The sequence below is a fragment of the Georgenia thermotolerans genome, assembly GCF_009193185.1.
GTDB lineage: Bacteria > Actinomycetota > Actinomycetes > Actinomycetales > Actinomycetaceae > Georgenia > Georgenia thermotolerans.
The window spans coordinates 42,392-59,875 of record NZ_VUKF01000004.1 but is presented as its reverse complement, the minus strand read 5'-3'; the positions used below and the strand labels follow the sequence as shown (position 1 = coordinate 59,875).

The following is a 17,484-nucleotide window of genomic DNA, read 5'->3' as shown; positions in this document are numbered from 1 at the left end:
GCGGGGGATCAGAACGGCGGGGGATCGTCGTCCGGATCGTCTCTGGGGACCGGACCAGCGGGGTTCACCGCACCCACCGGCGTGGGCGGCGCCCGGGTGTAGGTGTGGCCGCTGGGCGCGGTCCAGTGGATCGCGCCGGTCGTCTCGTCGCGGGTCGCCGACCAGAACTTCGTCGTCTTGAGGTTGTGGTGGCGTCGACACAGGGCCTGGAGGCGGATCCTGGTCGTCTGCTCGAGCAGCTCCGCGACCGCGGGGTCGTAGGAGGCGATGTGGTCGAGGTCGGCCTTCCAGGCCGGCTGGCGGCAGCCGGGGAACGTGCACGTGACGTCGCGGGCGATCACCTGACGTGACAGGTCGGCCCCCGGCCGGTAGCGGGTGGTGCCGAGCGCATTGAAGCAGCCCGTCGCGTCGGTGAACAGCCCGCGCCACGTGCCGTCGGCGGCGATCTCACGGGCCAGCTCCGCCGGGATGGGGCCGTAGCCACCGAGCTCCGCCGGGGCGTCGGACAGGCCGAGGAGCGTGCCGGCGGGGATGGTCACCTGGATGTGGGGCTTGTTCCCGTGGAAGGTCGGCAGCTCGGCGCCGGTCAGGTCGACCCCGCGACGCAGGATGGTGGTGAACACGTCGGTGAAGACGTCGGCGCGGCGCTGGTCGATGTTCCGGCGGTCGACGCCGGTGGGGCCCTTGGCCGCGGCCGCGAGGGCGTCCAGGCACACCCGGGTGGCCTCGGCGTCGTCGGCGCGGATCAGGGCGGAGACCCACGCCATCGCGTCGCCGGCGGGCTCGACGAGGACATGGCGGTCGGCGAAGGCCTTCTCCCGGCGCTTGCGGCCGGCGTCGGCGCCCGCGGTGACCGCCGCCGCGCGCAGGTGAGCCCGCAGCTGCGTGCCGGTGAGGTCCTCCACCAGGGGCAGCTTGACCGAAACGGTGTCCGACACGTCGGCCCCGCCGGGATGCTGGTCGGGCGTCGGGCCGGCGTCCGCGCCCGCGGCGGCGTCATCCGGGGCAGCGTCCGCACCTGCAGCGGCGTCATCCGGGACGGCGTCCATGCCTGAGCCCGCCTCGATGGCAGGTGTTCCACCGTCCGTCGCCGCGGGATCGGGTGCGGCTTGCGGTTGGGGCGTGAGCAGGTCGGCCACGACTCGGCGCTGCTCCGGCATGGTGAGGCCCGGCTCCAGGGTCATGAGGATCTCCGCCTTGCGCCGGTCGATCCGCCCGGCGGTCAGGGCGTCGGCGATCTCTGGGAAGTTGTCCAGGCCGAAGGCGAAGTTGAGCTTCATCTCTCCGGCGTACTGGGTGAGGCCGAGGCGGGCGGCGATCTCCGCCGCGGTCGAGGTCGCCCCGGCCGTGGAGCTCCCACGCCGGTTGGCCAGCTCCATCACCGCACGGGCCTGCTGCGACAGAGCCCAGGAGGCCAGGCGTTCCCACCCGGCGATGGTCTCGACGATGGTGGCGTCGTCCGCGCGGTCCAGGGCGGTGCCCGCCAGGCGGCGCGCCAGGGCGGGGGAGGGGGCCTGCCGCTCCAGGAAGCTGGCCGCCGGGGACGTCAGCCCGTATCGCGAGACCCCGTACCGTTCGACGTCGCAGTCGTGGGGACCGGGGCCCGCGCCGGCGCGCGAGGCGTCGAGGAGCTCCTCGACCGACCGTCCCGGCTCGTCGGCGTAGCTGGCCCGGGCCGCCTGGGCGTACTGGTCGAACCAGGGGACCGAGCCCTCGAGCTTCGCCATCTCCAGCGCGACCTCAGCGGCCACCGTGCCCCAGGCGTCCAGCGGCACCGAGACACGGAAGCCCACACGCCCCTCGGCCTCGACGACCGACACCGAGGGCACCGGCACGCCCGGCCCACCCTCGGCGAATGCGTCGTCATCGACCATGGAAGGACGCTATCGGCGACCACTGACATCGCCCGGTCCGCGCGGGCGAGGTGGCTCAGCCTCGGGCGGCTCAGTCCTCCGGCAGCCGGAACGTGGTGCCGTAGACCTCCCACTCCATGGGCAGGTTCATGGCGAGGTTGCCGGAGTCCACCAGCGAGCGGAGCGCGTCGATGCGCGACTGGGAGGAGGCGTCGGCGTCGTTCTCGGCGTCCCGGTAGGCGCGATCAAGGTGGTGGAGGCGCGCGTCGAGGAAGGCGTCGAGCCAGGCTGCCTCGTCGCCGTCGACCGGCCCGACCTCGTCGAGCGTGTCCTGGATGATCGCCTCCGTGCCGTTCCGACCGCCGGAGCCGTGCTGGATCATCGTGTCCCACAAGATCGCCTGCCCGAGCGGGGTGCGGATCCCCAGCTCCTCGGCCATGCGCATCGCCGGCCGGAAGTAGAGCTCGTCGACGACGTCGTCCTGCAGCCTGCGCTGGGCCGGATCCTTCGCGGCCTGCGCCCAGGCGGCGGTGAAGCCGTCCAGGCCCGCCGTGGAGTCGGATCCGTCGACCTTCTCCAGCGCCGGGATGTACTTGGCGAGCACGTTGCCGGGCTCGAGCTCGGTGTACCGCCGCACCATGAGCAGGAGGTCGCCGGTGCCGGACGTGAACCCGGCGCGTCCGGCGGTGATGCCGCGGCCGTCGCCGATGTCCTCGGCGAAGCCGTACTGCAGGTCCAGGGTGGAGTTCTCGAAGGTGGAGGTGATCTGGGCGGCGCGTTCCTTGCGGGCGGCGTCCACCGTCAGCGACAGGGACGGGTCGCGCGGGTCGACGGACGCGCTCGACCCACCGGGCGACGTCGCCGTCGGTGCCCCTGCCTCCCGGGCGGCCCGGTGCCCCAGCAGGAGCGCCACGCCGCCGACCACCACGAGCACGGCCGCGATGACGACGACGAGGAGGACGCGCGCCGGCCGGTCGTGCTGCGACAACCGCGGTGCGCGATCCATGTTGGCTCCTTCGCGTGTCCCCTCATCATGCGGCACGTGACCTGCTCGCGCAGCGGACGGAGTCACACAGGTTCCGTCCAGGTTCGACGGCGCAGCCTCGGCAGCAGGCGCGGTGTGCCCGCCGCGTAGGCGCGGTACCGGGCGCCGAAGCGCTGCTCCAGCGCCGCCTCCTCGAGCCGTGCCTTGCGCGTCAGCACCCCGGCGAGGATCGCCGCCCACAGCAGCGGGGCGGCCCGACGGCGCAGCACGGCGAACCCGAGGGTGGCCGCCGTCAGGCCGGTGTAGATCGGGTTGCGGGTGAGGGCGTAGGCGCCGGTGGTCACCAGCTCGGCGGTCGGCGGCGGGGCGACGCGCGGGCTGAGGTGCCGGCCGTGGGGCAGGGCACCGGCGACGGCGAGGCCGCCCCCGCCCAGCACGAGCAACCCTGCCGTCGCCGTGAGCGCCGGCGGCAGGGACCACCGCGGCCGTCCCGGCCACGCCGCGCCCCCGAGGGCGACCACCTGGGCGGCGACGAGGGCGTCGGAGCGGTCCATGACCGGTGCCTTTCAGTCCAGCGGGCGACGGCGGAGCTGCTTGACCTGGCTGCGCCGCTGCTTGGCCTCCGCCCGCCGCCGCACCGCCGAGCGCGAGGGGCGCGTGGCCCGCCGCGGCCGCGGCGGCGGGGCGAGCGCCTCGCGCAACAGCTCGACGAGACGGTCGACGGCGGCGCGCCGGTTCTGCAGCTGGGACCGCTGCTCGGCCGCGACCACGGTGAGCACGCCATCGGTGAGGCGGCCGGCCAGGGCGTGCAGCGCGCGTTCCCGCTGCTCGGGGCTCAGCGCCGTCGTCGTCGCGAGGTCCAGGCTCAGCTCGACCCGCGAGTCGGTGGTGTTCACGCCCTGCCCGCCCGGGCCGCCGGCGCGGGAGAAGCGCCAGCGCAGCTCGCGCGGGTCGAGGGTGACGGAGCCGGTGACCCGCAGCCGCCGGTCGGTCACCGCTCAGTCCTGCCCGCGGCGCCGGCCGGCCACCAGGGGCACCACGGCCCAGCCGACGGCGATGAGCACCAGCATCGCGCCGGCGGCGATGAGCGCGGCCTCGCGGCTGAGGACGACGTCGAAGATGAGCAGGACCGTGCCGGTCACGACCAGGGCGAGGCACACGAGCCCGCCGAGCGCCGCGCGGTGCCCGGCCCGGACGAGCTCGGGCTTGAGCCGGCGCTGGAAGAGCAGGCGGTGGGCGCTCACCGGGCTGACGACGAGGATCGTGGTGGCCGCCGCGAGGATGACGAGCACCAGGTAGATGGTCAGCTGGGTGCCGTCGAGCTGCGAGAAGCTCTGCTGGAACGGCAGCGTCAGGAGGAAGCCGGTGAGGATCTGCGCGCCGGTCTGCGTCACGCGCAGCTCCTGGAGCAGCTCGTTCCAGTTCCGGTCGGAGCGTTCCTCCGGGGTCTCGTTGCGACCCTTCGTCGATGCGCCCGGACTCTGCTGCGCCGCCGTCACATCGCCTCCCAGGTCCCGTCCGCTCCCGCCGGTGCAGTCAGGATAGGGGGCCGGAACGGGCGACACCGGTGCTGGCGGCATGGCACGCCGAAGGTCCCTCAGCCGCGCCCGCGGCCTCGCGGCCGGACGACGGCGACCACCGGCGCCTCGTGCAGCACACCGCGCGCGACCGAGCCGAGCCGCACGCCCGCCAGCCCGCGCCGCCCGCGAGCGCCGACCACGAGCAGGCTCGCCGTGGGCGCCTCGGCGGCGAGGACCTCGGCGGGTCGCCCGCTCGCGGTGTGCACCTCCACCGGCACGCCCGGGTGCCGCGTGGCCCACTCGTCACCGAGCGCCACGACCAGCTGCCTCACCCGCTCGGCCTCCCGGTCGAACACCTCCTGGACGCGGGGGTCGGCGAACTCCGGCTGTATCGGCTCGCGCGCCCACGCGTGCACGAGCCGGACGCCCACCCCGCGGGCGGCGGCCTGGGAGAAGGCGAACTCGAGCACCTCGGGGAAGTCCTGCTCGGGGTCGACGCCGGCGACCACCGGGCCGTCGAGCTTCTGCGCCCCCTCCCGGACGATGACCACCGGCCCGTGCGCGTGCGCCGCGACCTTCTGGGACACCGACCCCAGGAGCCGGCTGGCGATGGGGCCGAGCCCACGCGCCCCCATCACCACCACGGACGCCGACTCGGACGCGTCGACCAGCGCGACCGCGGGCTCCTCGAGCAGCACCTCCGTCGTCACCGCCAGGTCGGGGTGCGCGTCGAGCACCACCTTCCGCGCCACGCCGGTGATCTTCTCCCCGGCCTCGACGACGTCGCCGGCCGGCATGAGCTCGTAGGCGCGCGCCGAGGTGATCCACGGGAAGGCGTACAGGATGTGCACCGGCGCGCCCCGTCGGGCCGCCTCGTTGCCCGCCCACACCAGCGCCCGCTCCGCCTTGCCGGTGCCGTCCACGCCGACGACCACCGCGCCGTCGGGAACCGTCGGGGCCATGCCCCACCTCCTCGGTGCCGGACGTCGGAGCCCATGTCGCCACGCGTCCGTGGCCCCAGCGTGGCACCGTCCCGCCGTGGGCGCACCGACTTCGGCGTCACGCCGCGCCACGCCCCGGGCCTGGCTGGTGGGCCGGGGCCGGCAGGTGGTTGAGTGCCCGGGTGAGCACGACGGCGAACCTGACCCGCACCGAGGCGCGCGAGCGCTCGGCCCACCTGCAGCTGAGCGAGTACCGCGTCCGGCTGGACCTCACCGGCGCCACCGACCCCGCGCGCGCGACGTTCCCCTCCACCACCCGGGTGCGGTTCACCGCCACCACCCCGACCACGTTCCTCGACTTCCTCGGCGAGGTGAGCGCCGTCGTCGTCAACGACCGCCCGGTCGACGCCGCCAGCGTCTACGACGGCGCCCGGGTGCGGCTCGAGGGGCTGCGCACCGACGGCTCCGAGAACGTCGTCATCATCGAGGGGGCGGGCCACTACTCGCGCACGGGCGAGGGGCTGCACCGCTTCGTCGACCCCGTGGACGGGCAGACCTACCTCTACACCCAGTACGAGCCGGCGGACGCCCGCCGCGTCTTCGCCACCTTCGAGCAGCCCGACCTCAAGGCGAGCTTCGTCTTCGAGGTGCTCGCGCCCGCCGGCTGGGAGGTGCTGTCGAACCGGGCGCCCGAGCAGGTGGCCGACGTCGCCGTGCAGGGCCCGGCGGTGCGCCGCTGGCGGTTCGCGCCCACCGAGCGGATGTCCACCTACCTCACCGCCGTCGTCGCCGGTCCCTACCACCAGGCGGCGGGGGAGTGGGCGGCCCCGCTGCCCGACGGCGAGACGCTCACCGTGCCGCTGCGGGTGTGGTGCCGCGCCTCCCTGGCCGAGCACCTCGACGCCGAGCGGCTCCTCGAGGTGACCGCGCAGGGGCTGGACTTCTTCCACCGCGAGTTCGCCTTCCCCTACCCCTGGGGCAAGTACGACCAGGTGTTCGTGCCCGAGTACAACCTCGGCGCGATGGAGAACCCCGGCTGCGTGACGTTCACGGAGAGCTACGTCTTCCGCTCCGCGGCCACCCGCGCCCAGTACCAGGCGCGCGCCAACACGATTCTCCACGAGATGGCGCACATGTGGTTCGGCGACCTCGTCACCCCCCGCTGGTGGGACGACCTGTGGCTGAAGGAGTCCTTCGCCGACTACATGGGCGCCCACGCCTCCGTCGCCGCCACCGAGTTCACCGACGCGTGGACCGCCTTCGCCAACCGCCGCAAGGCCTGGGCCTACACCCAGGACCAGCTGCCCACCACGCACCCGATCGTGGCCGACATCCCCGACCTCGAGGCCGCCAAGCAGAACTTCGACGGGATCACGTACGCCAAGGGCGCCTCGGTGCTCAAGCAGCTGGTCGCCTACGTGGGCACCGAGGCCTTCTTCGCCGGCGCCCGGGCCTACTTCGCCGAGCACGCCTACGGCTCGACCACCCTGACCGACCTGCTCGCCGCGCTGGAGGCCACCTCCGGGCGCGACCTGACGACGTGGGCCCGGCTGTGGCTGCAGACGGCGGGCACCGCCACCCTCGCCGCGCGGTGCAGCGTGCAGGACGGGGAGGTGGTCGAGCTCGTCGTCACCCAGGACGGCGCGGACCCGGTCACCGGGGAGCAGGTGCTGCGCCCGCACCGTCTCGCCGTCGGCCTCTACCACCTCCAGGACGACGGCGAGGGGCCCGCCCTGGTGCGCACGCACCGCCTCGAGGCCGACGTCGCCCACGCCGCCACCGGGCTCACCGCGGCCGCCGGGCTGCCCGCCCCCGACCTCGTGCTCGTCAACGACGACGACCTCACCTACGCCAAGGTCCGCCTCGACGCGGGCGGGCTGGAGACGGTGCGGGAGCACCTGGGCGCCCTGCGCGACAGCCTCGCCCGCTCGCTGGTGTGGTCGGCGCTGTGGAACGCCACCCGCGACGCATTGCTGCCGGCCGCGGAGTACGTCGACCTGGTGCTGCGCCACGGCCCGGCGGAGACCGACAGCGCTGTGCTCACCGGGCTGCTCGCGAACGCGCGGACCGCCGTCGAGGACTACGCCCCGGCCACCGAGCGCGGCGCACGGCGCGCCGAGCTGGCGGAGGGCGCCTGGCAGCGGCTCACCGGGACCGAGCCCGGCTCGGACGCGCAGCTGGTCTGGGCCCGCGCCTTCGCGGCCGCGGCCGCCACCGAGCCCGCGGTCGCCGACCGGGCCCGCGGGCTGCTCGACGGGTCGGAACGCCTCGACGGTCTGCCCCTCGGCCCCGAGCTGCGCTGGGCGTTGTGGCGGGCGCTCGCGGCCACCGGGTCGGCGAGCCGCGCGGAGCTGGACGCCGAGCTCGAGCGCGACCCCACGGCCGACGGCGTGACGCAGCACCTCGCCGCGGCCAGCAGCCTGCCCACCCCGGCGGTCAAGTCCGCCGACTGGGACACCCTGCTGCGCCCGGGCGGGCTGACGAACGACCACGTCGACGCCACCATCGCCGGCTTCGTCCAGCCCGCGCACCGGGACCTGACCGCGTCGTACGCCGAGCCCTACTTCGCGGCGCTGCGCCGCATCTGGGCCGAGCACTCCATCGAGATCGCCGGGCGCCTGGTGCGCGGGCTGTACCCGCACCACCAGGACGCCGCCGACGGCGTGGCGCCCGAGGAGCACCCGGTGGTCCGGCGCACCACCGCGTGGCTGGAGGCGAACGAGGACGCGCCGGCGGCGTTGCGCCGCCTCGTCGTCGAGGCACGCGACCACCTGCTGCGGTCCCTCCGGGCCCAGCTCGCCGGGACGCGCGCGTTCCACTGACACCGGTTCGCCGGGAGTCGCCGCCGGGCCTAGCACGTCAGGCGGCCGACCGGATCCTGACAGCAGGCTGACAGTTCGGGCATTCCTGACAGCGCGCTGACAGCCTCGCGCGCCGACGCTGGTTTCGGCCGGACGGCACCGGTGGGGGCAGTAGGGGTTCGGCGTCGTGCGACAGCGCGCCGGGCGGCGACGTCGGTCGGCGCGGGGCCCCGGGGCGGCGTGCGGGAAGCCGGTGCGCCGACCGCCGTCGGTCCCGTGCCGCGGGGTGAACGTCTGCGGCGGGCGGGCCGTTTCTCGGCGCTCGGCGCGGCGGATCCCCTCCCGGAACGCGGAAAACCCCGGCATCAGGCGGGGTGGCCCGGCCCGGGGCCCGCCGTGCCGGCCGTCGGCGCGCGTCCGCCGCACCTGCCCCGGGGCGCGGGCGGGCGCCGTGCTCCCTGCGCGCACGACCTGCGCCGACGTCGCCCTCACGGCCGGGGTCTCCACCAGGCACCGCCCGCGGTCGCCCCGGCCGTCCCGGCGCGCCGGGCGCCGGCAGGGCCGCGGCGGGTCTGCGCCAGGCCGCGCTTTCCCACAGCACGCGGCCCCGGCCCGGCGGTCGTCCTCCCGCCAGCCCCCCTTCACCCGGCCCCACCCTCCACCCTCACCCCCGAACGTTGGCGCGCCTCGGGGCGCGTGACCCACCCCACCGAACCGCCGTGCGCCTCCCGTCCCCCGCCAGGCAGGGCTGGGAGTCGGCACCGATGTGGGTCCCGGGAACCGCTCCTTACGTTCGCCTACAGGTGTGGCGGACGGACCGCCGCTCGCCGGAGAGGGCATCCGTGATGAGCGTTGCGCAAACACTCGGGAGACTGGTCAGGGGACGCAGGGGCGACGCGGTCGCCCCCGTCCCGGAGGCTCCTGGTGCCGGCGTCCCGACCGACGAGGTCGGCGACGTCAACCACATCGAACCGGACCTCCCGGGGCCGGGGGTCCGGACTCACGACGACTCGAGGAGCGCCGGCGGACAGCCGCCGGTGCAGGACGCCCCCGTTTCCCGGCCGCCCACGGACGGCGCCCCCGCGCACCGCATGCCCGGGGAGGCGGACCCGCCGTCGTCCCGGCGCGGTCGCCGCGCCCCCCGGCACGCCGCCGGGCAGGCCGGGCAGGCCGGGCCGCCGTCGTCCCGGCCCATCTTCTTCGACGCCAGTGGGCACCGCTGGCAGCGGGTGCGGGCGTCGGTGGGCATCGTCACCGTGCTGCTGGCCGGGCTGACGGCCTGGACGGCGCCGGGGGCCTTCGCGCCGACCTGGTGGCCGAGTGAGAACAAGGGCCCCGGGTACCCGCGCCAGCTCGAGGCGGAGGGCAAGCTCGACGAGCTGCCGGTCCTCAGCGCCGACGGCGGGGACGCCTTCAACCGGGTCGCCGCGGTGGACACCAGCGCGGACCCCGTCGTCCTCAAGGACCCGTTCAGCGGCGAGGTGCTCCGCGAGCTCGACGACGACGAGATCGCCGAGGTCGGCGACAACGAGTTCGTCATCGACGAGTTCGGCAAGGTGCCCGACCACCAGCTCATGCTCACCTTCGACGACGGCCCGGACGCCACCTACACCCCCGAGGTGCTCAACCTGCTCTCACACGAGGGCGTGCCGGCCACCTTCTTCGTGCTCGGGCAGAACGTGGTCAAGAACCAGGAGATCCTGCGCCGGATCGTGCGCGAGGGGCACATGGTGGGCAACCACACCATGCGCCACATCGACTTCTCGAAGAACTCCGACGTGCGCGACCGCGAGGAGCTGGTCGGGACGGACCGGACGCTGCGCGCCACCGCCGGGTACGGCTCCCCGCTCTTCCGCATCCCGCGTGGGGACCCCTACGCCAACGCCACGGCGGTGCTGCAGGCCCAGCAGCTCGGGTACGTCCACGTCAACTACGACCTGGACACCCTCGACTGGGACTACGGACCCGGCGAGGAGATCCCCGTGCCCGAGCTCGACGGCGAGGGCCACGTCGTCCTCATGCACGACGCCGGCGGCGACCGGGCCGGGACCCTGCAGATGCTCCAGAAGTTCATCGACGAGGCGAAGGCCCAGGGCTACACCTTCGCGACCATGGCACCGATCCTCCCGCCGGAGTACGTCCCGGCGCACGACGTCCGCCCGACGGTCGCCGACCGGGCCACCCTCGCGGCGCTGACCGCGGTGTGGGTCGCCCCGGGCTACCTGGTCGGGTGGCTGTTCTGGTTCGGCATCGTCTCGCTGACCGTGATGTCACTGCTCTACGTGGTCCTGGCGCTGCTCAACCACCGCCGGCAGCGCCGCCGGGGCGCCGTCGCCCCGGACGGGCCGTGGCCGTTCGTCAGCGTCGTCCTGCCGGTCTTCAACGAGGAGCCGGTGGTGGCGAAGACCCTCGCGGCCCTGCGGGCGAGCGACTACCCCGCCTTCGAGGTCATCGTCGTCAACGACGGCTCGACCGACAACACGCTCCAGGTGCTGCGTGAGGCGGCGAGCGACTGGCCGCAGCTGCGCGTGGTCGACCAGCCCAACGCCGGCAAGTCCGCGGCGAGCAACCATGGCTTCGCGCTCGCCCGGGGCGAGGTCGTCGTCACGCTCGACGGCGACACGCTCTTCGAGCCCGGCACCATCCGCATGCTCGCCCGGCACTTCCTCGGCCCCGACGGCGCTCGGGTGGGCGCCGTGGCCGGGCACGTCAAGGTCGGCAACCGGCGCAACCTGCTCACCGCGTGGCAGAGCCTGGAGTACATCTCGGGCATCTGCGTGACCCGGATGGCCGAGGGACTGGTCGGCGCGATCTCCATCGTGCCCGGGGCGTGCGCCGGGTGGCGCCGCGACGCGGTCCTGCGCGCGGGCGGGTACTCGCACGACACCATGGCCGAGGACGCCGACCTCACCCTGTCCATCCATCAGCTCGGCTACCAGGTGATGCAGGAGAACGCGGCCGTCGCGTGGACCGAGGCGCCACACACCGTGCGCAGCCTGGCGCGTCAGCGACTGCGCTGGACGTACGGGAACATCCAGACGCTCACCAAGCACCGCAGCATGCTCCTGCGCCCCCGCTACGGCGTGCTCGGCATGGTGACGATGCCGTACACGCTGCTGTCGGTGCTCATCCCGCTGCTGTTCGGGCCGTTCACCATCCTCGTGGCCGCGCTGAGCATCTCCAGCGGCAACTGGCAGAGCATCGCCGCCTTCGCGGCGTTCGTCACGGGCATGCACCTGCTGATCTCGATCGTCGCGCTGGCGCTGGTGCGCGAGAAGACCTGGCACCTGGCGATCGTGCCGATCTACCGCCTGATCTACGAGCCGCTGCGCTTCTACCTGCTGTACGCCTCGCTCGTCCGGGCGCTCAAGGGGCGGGTGATGGGCTGGTACAAGCCCGAGCGGATGAACACCGTCAACCTCCCGTCCCTCGCCCTCGCGCCGGCGCGGCAGGGGGTCGCGGGTGCCTGACCTGGTGACGGCGCCCCAGGGACCCCCGGCACCCGGTGCCGCCGCCCCGTTCCCGTTCACGACCGGCGCTGCGCGCGCACAATGGGCGGGGCGAACCGACGGCAGCGGTCCCACGTCGAGGGAGGACCAGATGGTGAGTGCGGGTTCGGGCGCGGCCGCCCGGCGAGGAACCCGGTGACCGGCGAGAACCAGGTACCGGCCGAGGTCGCTCACGGCAGGCCCGGGGCGACGCTCGCCGCCGCGCCGACGGCCCCCGGTCGTGCGGGGCCGGACGCCGCATCCCGCGCGCCGCGGCCACCGCGGGACCGGTACCTCGACCTGCTGCGTGCCTTCGCCCTCTTCCGCGTGGTGACCTACCACACCTTCGACCTCGCCTGGCTGAGCCTGGCCTTCCCCGCGCTCGGGGTGATGTTCATGATGGCGGGCTCGCTCATGGCCCGCTCCCTCGACCGCCCGGCGGTCTCGGTGGTGCGCGGGCGCCTGCGCCGGCTGCTGCCGCCGTTCTGGTTCTTCGGGCTGTGCATCGTGCCGGCGATGCTGGTGCACGGCTTCGGGCCGCCGTCCTCCGGCGCCGCCGCGTGGTGGGCTCAGCTCTCCTTCTGGGTCATGCCGGTGGGCGACCTGCCGCGCAACGCCTGGGGCGAGCAGCTCGTCGAGCCGCTGTGGTACATCCGGGCCTACCTGTGGTTCGTGCTGCTCTCGCCGCTGCTGCTGCGGGTCTTCCGGCGCTACCCCCTCCCGACGCTGGCGCTCTCCCTCGCGCCGGTGGTGGTGCTGACCGCCTGGCAGCCGGACAACCCCGTCGCGGCGGTCGCCGTCGAGCTGGCGACCTTCCTCACGTGCTGGCTCCTCGGTTTCGCCCACCGGGACGGCGTCCTCGACGCCGTGCGGGGCCTGCCGATCATCGGCGTCGCCGTGGTGCTCATGGCGATCGGCGCCTGGTGGGCCTTCACCCATCCCGACCCGGCCGTCGGGTACGACCTCAACGAGATCCCGCTGGGGCAGGCCCTGTGGTCGGCCGGCTTCGTGCTGGCGCTGCTCCGCTTCCGCCCGACGGTCGGCTGGCTCGCCCGCGTGCGCCCGCTGGACCGGGCGGTGACGGTGCTCAACTCCCGCGCCGTGACGGTCTACCTGTGGCACGAGGTGGCGCTCATGCTCGGCGTCCTCGTCCTCGACGACCTGTGGGACGTCCCCCTCGTGGCCGACCACGTGCCGCTGGGCAACCAGGGGGTGTTGTTCCTCGTGGCCTGGGTGCTCATCGCGGCCGCGATCGTCCTGTTCGGATGGGTCGAGGACCTCGCCGCGCGGCGCCGACCGCGACTGTGGCCCTGACCACGCCCCGCGCCGCATCCTGACCCGGGCGCGCGTCGATCCTGGCCGCGCTCGCGGCGTCCGGGCTCGGCGCTCGCGGTCTCCTGGCTCATCGCTCCGGGGACCGGGACGGCGGCGCTCGCGGCGCTCGCACCGCGGCCCTCCCGCTCGTGGCGGAGGGACGCCGTCCGGTCGCTTAGCCTGGGTGCCGACCCGCTCGCCCCCGCCGGCGAGCCCACCCGCGACGGAGGTTCCATTGGCCGCGACCCGGACGCTGCTCATCGTGCTCGCCGGTGGTGCCGGTCCCGGCCTGGAGACGCTGACGGAGGCCCGGGCCGTCCCGGCGCTACGCTTCGCCGGCAGCCACCGCCTCATCGACTTCCCCCTGTCGAACGCCCGCAACAGCGGCCTGTCGGACGTCTGGGTGCTCGCGCAGCACCACCCCGGGTCGCTCGCGCAGCACCTGGGCGGCGGGCGGCCCTGGGACCTCGACCGCACGCGCGGAGGGCTGCGGGTGCTGACGCCCCAGCCGGGCGGGCGCCGCGCGGGCAGCGCCGACGCGCTGTGGCGGGTCGCGGAGGCGATCGAGGCCGCGCTGCCGGAGGTGGTGCTCGTCGCCGGCGCGGACGCGGTCTGCCGGATGGACTACGCCGACGTCGTCGCCCACCACGTGGGCTCCGGCGCCGAGCTCACCCTCGTGACCACCCGCTACGACGGCGACCGCTCGCGCCTGGGCGTCGTCACCGCCCGCGACGGCGTCGTCACCGACTACGCCTACCGCCCGGCCGAGCCGGCCGGCGAGCTCGTCACCACCGGCGTCCTCGCCTTCGACCCCCGCGCGCTCCTCGCCGGCCTGGAGCAGGCCCGCCACGACCGCGGCACCCGCGGCCTGGGCGACGTCGGCGAGCACCTGCTGCCCGCGATGGTGCGCCGCGGCGTCGTGGGGGAGTACCGGCATACCGCCTCCTGGCAGCCGATCGCCACCGTGGAGGCGTACTGGCGGGCGCACCTGGACCTGCTCGTCAAGCCGCCCTTCGGCCTGGACGACCCCTCCTGGCCCATCTCCACCTGCGACCTGCGCCAGGCGGCGGTGCGGGTGCAGCCGGGGGCGGAACTGGAGTCGGTCGTGCTGGCCCCCGGCGTCGTCGTCCAGGGCACGGTGCGGCGCAGCGTGCTGGGCCCCGGCGTGCACATCGCCCCCGGCGCGGTGGTGGAGGACGCGGTCCTGCTCGACGACGTCCGGGTGGGCCCGGCGGCGCGGGTGAGCCGCGCCGTCGTCGACGAGGGCGCCCGGGTGCGCGGCCGCGCCGAGGTGGGCGGCGAGGCGGCGGACGACGACGTCGCCCTGGTGGGCGCGCACGCCGTCGTCCACCCGCGCAAGCGGGTGCCCGCCGGCGGGCGTTACCCGGAAGGGGCGTAACGCCCCCGCTCAGCGCGCGGCGCCCGCCTTGGTGGCGGCGGCGAGGTTCTCCGGCACCGGCTCGTAGCGGTCCGGCACGGCGCGGTAGCGCCCGCGCCCGGCGGTGATCGCCCGCAGGTCGACGGCGTAGCGGCGCAGCTCGGCCATCGGCACGAGCGCCTCGATGACCTCGTCGCCGTTGATCCCGCCGCCGGTGTCGACGACGCGACCGCGGCGCGTGGCCAGGTCGGCCAGCACGTCGCCCTGGCTGCCGCTCGGCACGGTCACGCTCACCGACCACACCGGCTCCAGCGCCACCGTCCCCGCCTGCGCGAGCGCCTGGGACAGGCCGAGGGCGGCCGCGGTGCGGAAGGCCATGTCCGAGGAGTCGACCGAGTGGTACTTGCCGTCCACGCACTCCACCACCAGGTCGGTGACGCGGTGCCCCAGCGGGCCGCCCTGCGCCATCGCATCCTCGATGCCCCGCTCCACAGCGGGCAGGTAGTGGCGGGGGATGGCGCCGCCGACGATGGAGTCGACGAACTCCAGCCCGGCCCCGCGCGGGGCGGGGCTCACCTTGAGCTGGACCACGGCGAACTGCCCGTGCCCGCCCGACTGCTTCTTGACCTTGCCCTCGACCTCCACCGGCCGGGCGATCGTCTCCCGGTAGGGCACCCGCACGTCCTCGGTCTCGACCCGGACGCCGAACTTGCGCTCGAGACGTTCCAGCGCCACCGCCAGGTGGGTGTCGCCCACGGCGGTGACGAGCACCTGCCCGGCCTCTTCGTCCTGGACGACGACGAGCCCCGGGTCCTCGGCGCACAGCTTGCGCAGCGCCTCGGGCAGCTTGTCGTCGTCGGACTGGGTCACCGGCCGCACCGCCCGGGTGAACCCGGCGGCCGGGGCGGGCAGCGCGGCCAGGGCCACCGGCCGCCCGGGCAGGGCCAGCAGGGACCGGGTGGGGGAGCCGGACAGCTTGGCGACGCCGGCGAGGTCGCCGGCGACCACCTCCTCGGCCGGCAGGTGCTCCTTGCCGCGCAGGAAGAACAGCCCGTGCAACCGCTCGTCGGTCCCGGTGCTGGTGTTCGTCAGGTGCTCGTCGCCCTGCAGGGTGCCGGAGAGGACCTTGAGCAGCGAGACCTGGCCGACGAACTGGTCGGCCACGGTGCGGAAGACCTGCACGAGCGGCTCGCCGGCCGGGTCGGCGGGCACCTCGGTGTCGGCGCCGTCGACGAGCACGTGCGCGGGCCGCTGGGCGGGGGACGGGCCGAGCTCGCAGACGAAGTCGGCGAGGCGGTCGACGCCGACCCCGCTCGCCGCGGACCCGAGCAGCACCGGGAACACCATGGCGGCGGCCACCTCGGTGGCGAGGGTCCGCTCGACGTCCTCGGCGGAGATGGCCTCGCCGGCGAGGTAGCGCTCGAGCTGCTCGTCGTCGCCGCTGACCACCTCCTCGACGAGCTCGTCGTGGCGGCGCCGCTCCTCGTCGAGCTGGTCGGCGGGCACGTCCACGTCGGTGCCGCGGCCCTCGCCGTCGTACTCCCGGGCGCGGTCGAAGAGCACGTCCGTCACGCCGTGAAAGCTCTGCTGGCTCCCGACGGGCAGCTCGAGGGGGAGCACCGCCGCCCCGAAGGCGTCGCGCAGCTGGGCGAGCGTGCCCTCGAAGTCGGCGCCGGCCTTGTCCTCCTTGCTGACGAAGAGCAGGCGCGGCAGGCCGAGCTCCTCGCAGCGCGCCCACGCCCGCTCGGTCCCGGCCTGGACGCCGTCGACGGCGCTGACGACGACGACCGCGAGATCGGCCACCGACAGGGCGGCGTCGACGACCTGGCCGAAGTCGTCGTGCCCGGGCGTGTCGAGGAGGTTGACCTTGAACCGCTCCCCGCCCGGGGAGGTCCAGTCGAGGGCCGCGACGGCGAGGGTGAGGGTGGTGCGTCGCTTGATCGACTCGGGGTCGACGTCGAGCACGGAGGTGCCCTCGTCGACCCGGCCCAGCCGGCTGGTCGCGCCCGCTCTGTGCAGGAGCACCTCCGCCAGCGAGGTCTTGCCGCTGCCGGCGTGGCCGAGCAGCACGACGTTGCGGACGGCGGTGGTGGCGACGTTGCCCATGGCTCACTCCCGAACGAGCGCGGTCCGGGTCCCGGGGCGGCGGGCCCGGCTCTCCGACCGATCCTAATTCGGTGGGGGCCGCCCGGGGAGCGGGTCGGCGAGCGAGGATGACGGCGCTGCCGCGCAACACGACGACGGTGCCTCGGGAAGCCACGACGGCGGCGCGTGCTCCGGCGTGTGGGCCAGCGCACGACGGCGATGGGCGTGTCCGCGCCCGGCGCGCCCCGCGCGGCGTAGGAAGGTAGTCCGGGCCCGACGCGACCGGGTGTCGGACGCGGCCCACGAACAGGAGGAAGACGGTGGCAGGAAAGACCTGGTCGACCCAGACGGAGCTCGGCGCGATGTTCGCCCTGACCGCGCGGCAGGTCGGCACGCACCTGACCGCCCTGGGCCTCAAGGACGGGTCGAGCGCCACCGACCGCGCCGTCGCCGACGGCATCGCCAAGGACGCCAAGCTCCGCGACGGCACCGTCTTCTACGTCTGGCACACCGAGCGGGTGGCCGCGCTGCTGGAGGGGCGGGGGCTCAGCCGGCAGGAGGTGCCGGCCGCGCCGGCGCGGCGTGCGCGCGCCAAGGCCGCCGCCCCCGCGCCGCGGCCGACCGACGGGTACGGCAAGGTGGTGGCCACCGACGGGTCCGCGCTGGGCAACCCCGGCCCGACGGGCTGGGCGTGGGTGGACCAGACCACGGGGGAGACCGGGTCGGGCGGGCTCGCGCACGGGACGAACAACATCGGCGAGCTGCTCGCCCTGCTCGAGGCGCTGCGTCACGCCGGCCCCGCGGTCGACCTGCTCGTGCGGGCCGACTCCCAGTACGTCATCAACATCGCCACCAAGTGGGCGAAGGGCTGGAAGAGCCGGGGCTGGCGCAAGGGCGACGGCAAGGTGCCCGAGAACCTCGAGCTCGTGCAGGCCATCGACGCCGAGCTGGAGGCCCGCACCGGCCGCACCGACTTCGAGTGGGTGCGCGGCCACGCCGGCGACGAGCACAACGAGCGCGCCGACGCCCTCGCGGTGGCCGCGGCCAAGGCGGCCACGCAGGCGCCGGTGCGCTGACACCGTGTGCCTGCCGCGGCGGCACCAGCCCCCGGACCGCTAG

12 protein-coding genes are annotated in these 17,484 nt (G+C 74.9%); 5 read left to right on the top strand and 7 right to left on the bottom strand.

What is annotated here, in order from left to right:
- Positions 1-8: 8 nt before the first annotated feature.
- The 6 genes from GD970_RS02890 to GD970_RS02865 form a co-directional block, all read right to left on the bottom strand.
- On the bottom strand, positions 9-1,874 hold the full coding sequence (locus tag GD970_RS02890) for an HNH endonuclease signature motif containing protein (RefSeq protein ID WP_152200541.1): 1,866 nt from the start codon (positions 1,872-1,874) through the stop codon (positions 9-11).
- A gap of 70 nt (positions 1,875-1,944) precedes the next feature.
- Positions 1,945-2,859: a chitosanase gene (locus GD970_RS02885; protein ID WP_152200539.1), complete on the bottom strand. Its 915-nt coding sequence runs from the start codon at positions 2,857-2,859 to the stop codon at positions 1,945-1,947.
- A 62-nt stretch (positions 2,860-2,921) separates the two neighbouring features.
- Positions 2,922-3,392, bottom strand: a complete 471-nt coding sequence (locus tag GD970_RS02880; protein ID WP_152200536.1) for a methyltransferase family protein — start codon at positions 3,390-3,392, stop codon at positions 2,922-2,924.
- 12 nt (positions 3,393-3,404) lie between these two features.
- Positions 3,405-3,833, bottom strand: coding sequence for an alternative ribosome rescue aminoacyl-tRNA hydrolase ArfB (gene arfB, locus GD970_RS02875; RefSeq protein ID WP_152200533.1), 429 nt, complete (start codon positions 3,831-3,833; stop codon positions 3,405-3,407).
- A 3-nt stretch (positions 3,834-3,836) separates the two neighbouring features.
- Positions 3,837-4,337, bottom strand: a complete 501-nt coding sequence (locus GD970_RS02870) for a DUF6328 family protein (protein ID WP_152200531.1) — start codon at positions 4,335-4,337, stop codon at positions 3,837-3,839.
- Between the two features lie 98 nt (positions 4,338-4,435).
- The gene (locus GD970_RS02865) at positions 4,436-5,320 is read right to left on the bottom strand and encodes a universal stress protein (protein ID WP_152200529.1); all 885 of its coding nucleotides are present in this window, start codon (positions 5,318-5,320) and stop codon (positions 4,436-4,438) included.
- A gap of 161 nt (positions 5,321-5,481) precedes the next feature.
- Here GD970_RS02865 and pepN point away from each other — a divergent pair, with 161 nt between their 5' ends.
- From pepN to GD970_RS02845, 4 genes are all read left to right on the top strand, one after another.
- Entirely contained in the window at positions 5,482-8,121 is a 2,640-nt protein-coding gene (gene pepN / locus GD970_RS02860; protein ID WP_152200526.1) for an aminopeptidase N, read from the top strand.
- A 1,016-nt stretch (positions 8,122-9,137) separates the two neighbouring features.
- Positions 9,138-11,570 carry a bifunctional polysaccharide deacetylase/glycosyltransferase family 2 protein gene (locus GD970_RS02855; protein WP_226925109.1) on the top strand — a complete coding sequence of 811 codons (2,433 nt, stop codon included), beginning with the start codon at positions 9,138-9,140 and terminating at the stop codon, positions 11,568-11,570.
- 174 nt (positions 11,571-11,744) lie between these two features.
- Positions 11,745-12,902: an acyltransferase family protein gene (locus GD970_RS02850; RefSeq protein ID WP_211489785.1), complete on the top strand. Its 1,158-nt coding sequence runs from the start codon at positions 11,745-11,747 to the stop codon at positions 12,900-12,902.
- A gap of 235 nt (positions 12,903-13,137) precedes the next feature.
- The gene (locus GD970_RS02845) at positions 13,138-14,301 is read left to right on the top strand and encodes a glucose-1-phosphate adenylyltransferase family protein (RefSeq protein WP_152200522.1); all 1,164 of its coding nucleotides are present in this window, start codon (positions 13,138-13,140) and stop codon (positions 14,299-14,301) included.
- A 9-nt stretch (positions 14,302-14,310) separates the two neighbouring features.
- On the opposite strand, the gene GD970_RS02840 is transcribed toward GD970_RS02845, so the two are convergent.
- The gene (locus GD970_RS02840; RefSeq protein WP_152200519.1) at positions 14,311-16,386 is read right to left on the bottom strand and encodes an elongation factor G; all 2,076 of its coding nucleotides are present in this window, start codon (positions 16,384-16,386) and stop codon (positions 14,311-14,313) included.
- Positions 16,387-16,685: 299 nt separating this feature from the next.
- Here GD970_RS02840 and GD970_RS02835 point away from each other — a divergent pair, with 299 nt between their 5' ends.
- The gene (locus GD970_RS02835; RefSeq protein ID WP_226925108.1) at positions 16,686-17,441 is read left to right on the top strand and encodes a ribonuclease H family protein; all 756 of its coding nucleotides are present in this window, start codon (positions 16,686-16,688) and stop codon (positions 17,439-17,441) included.
- Positions 17,442-17,484: the final 43 nt, after the last annotated feature.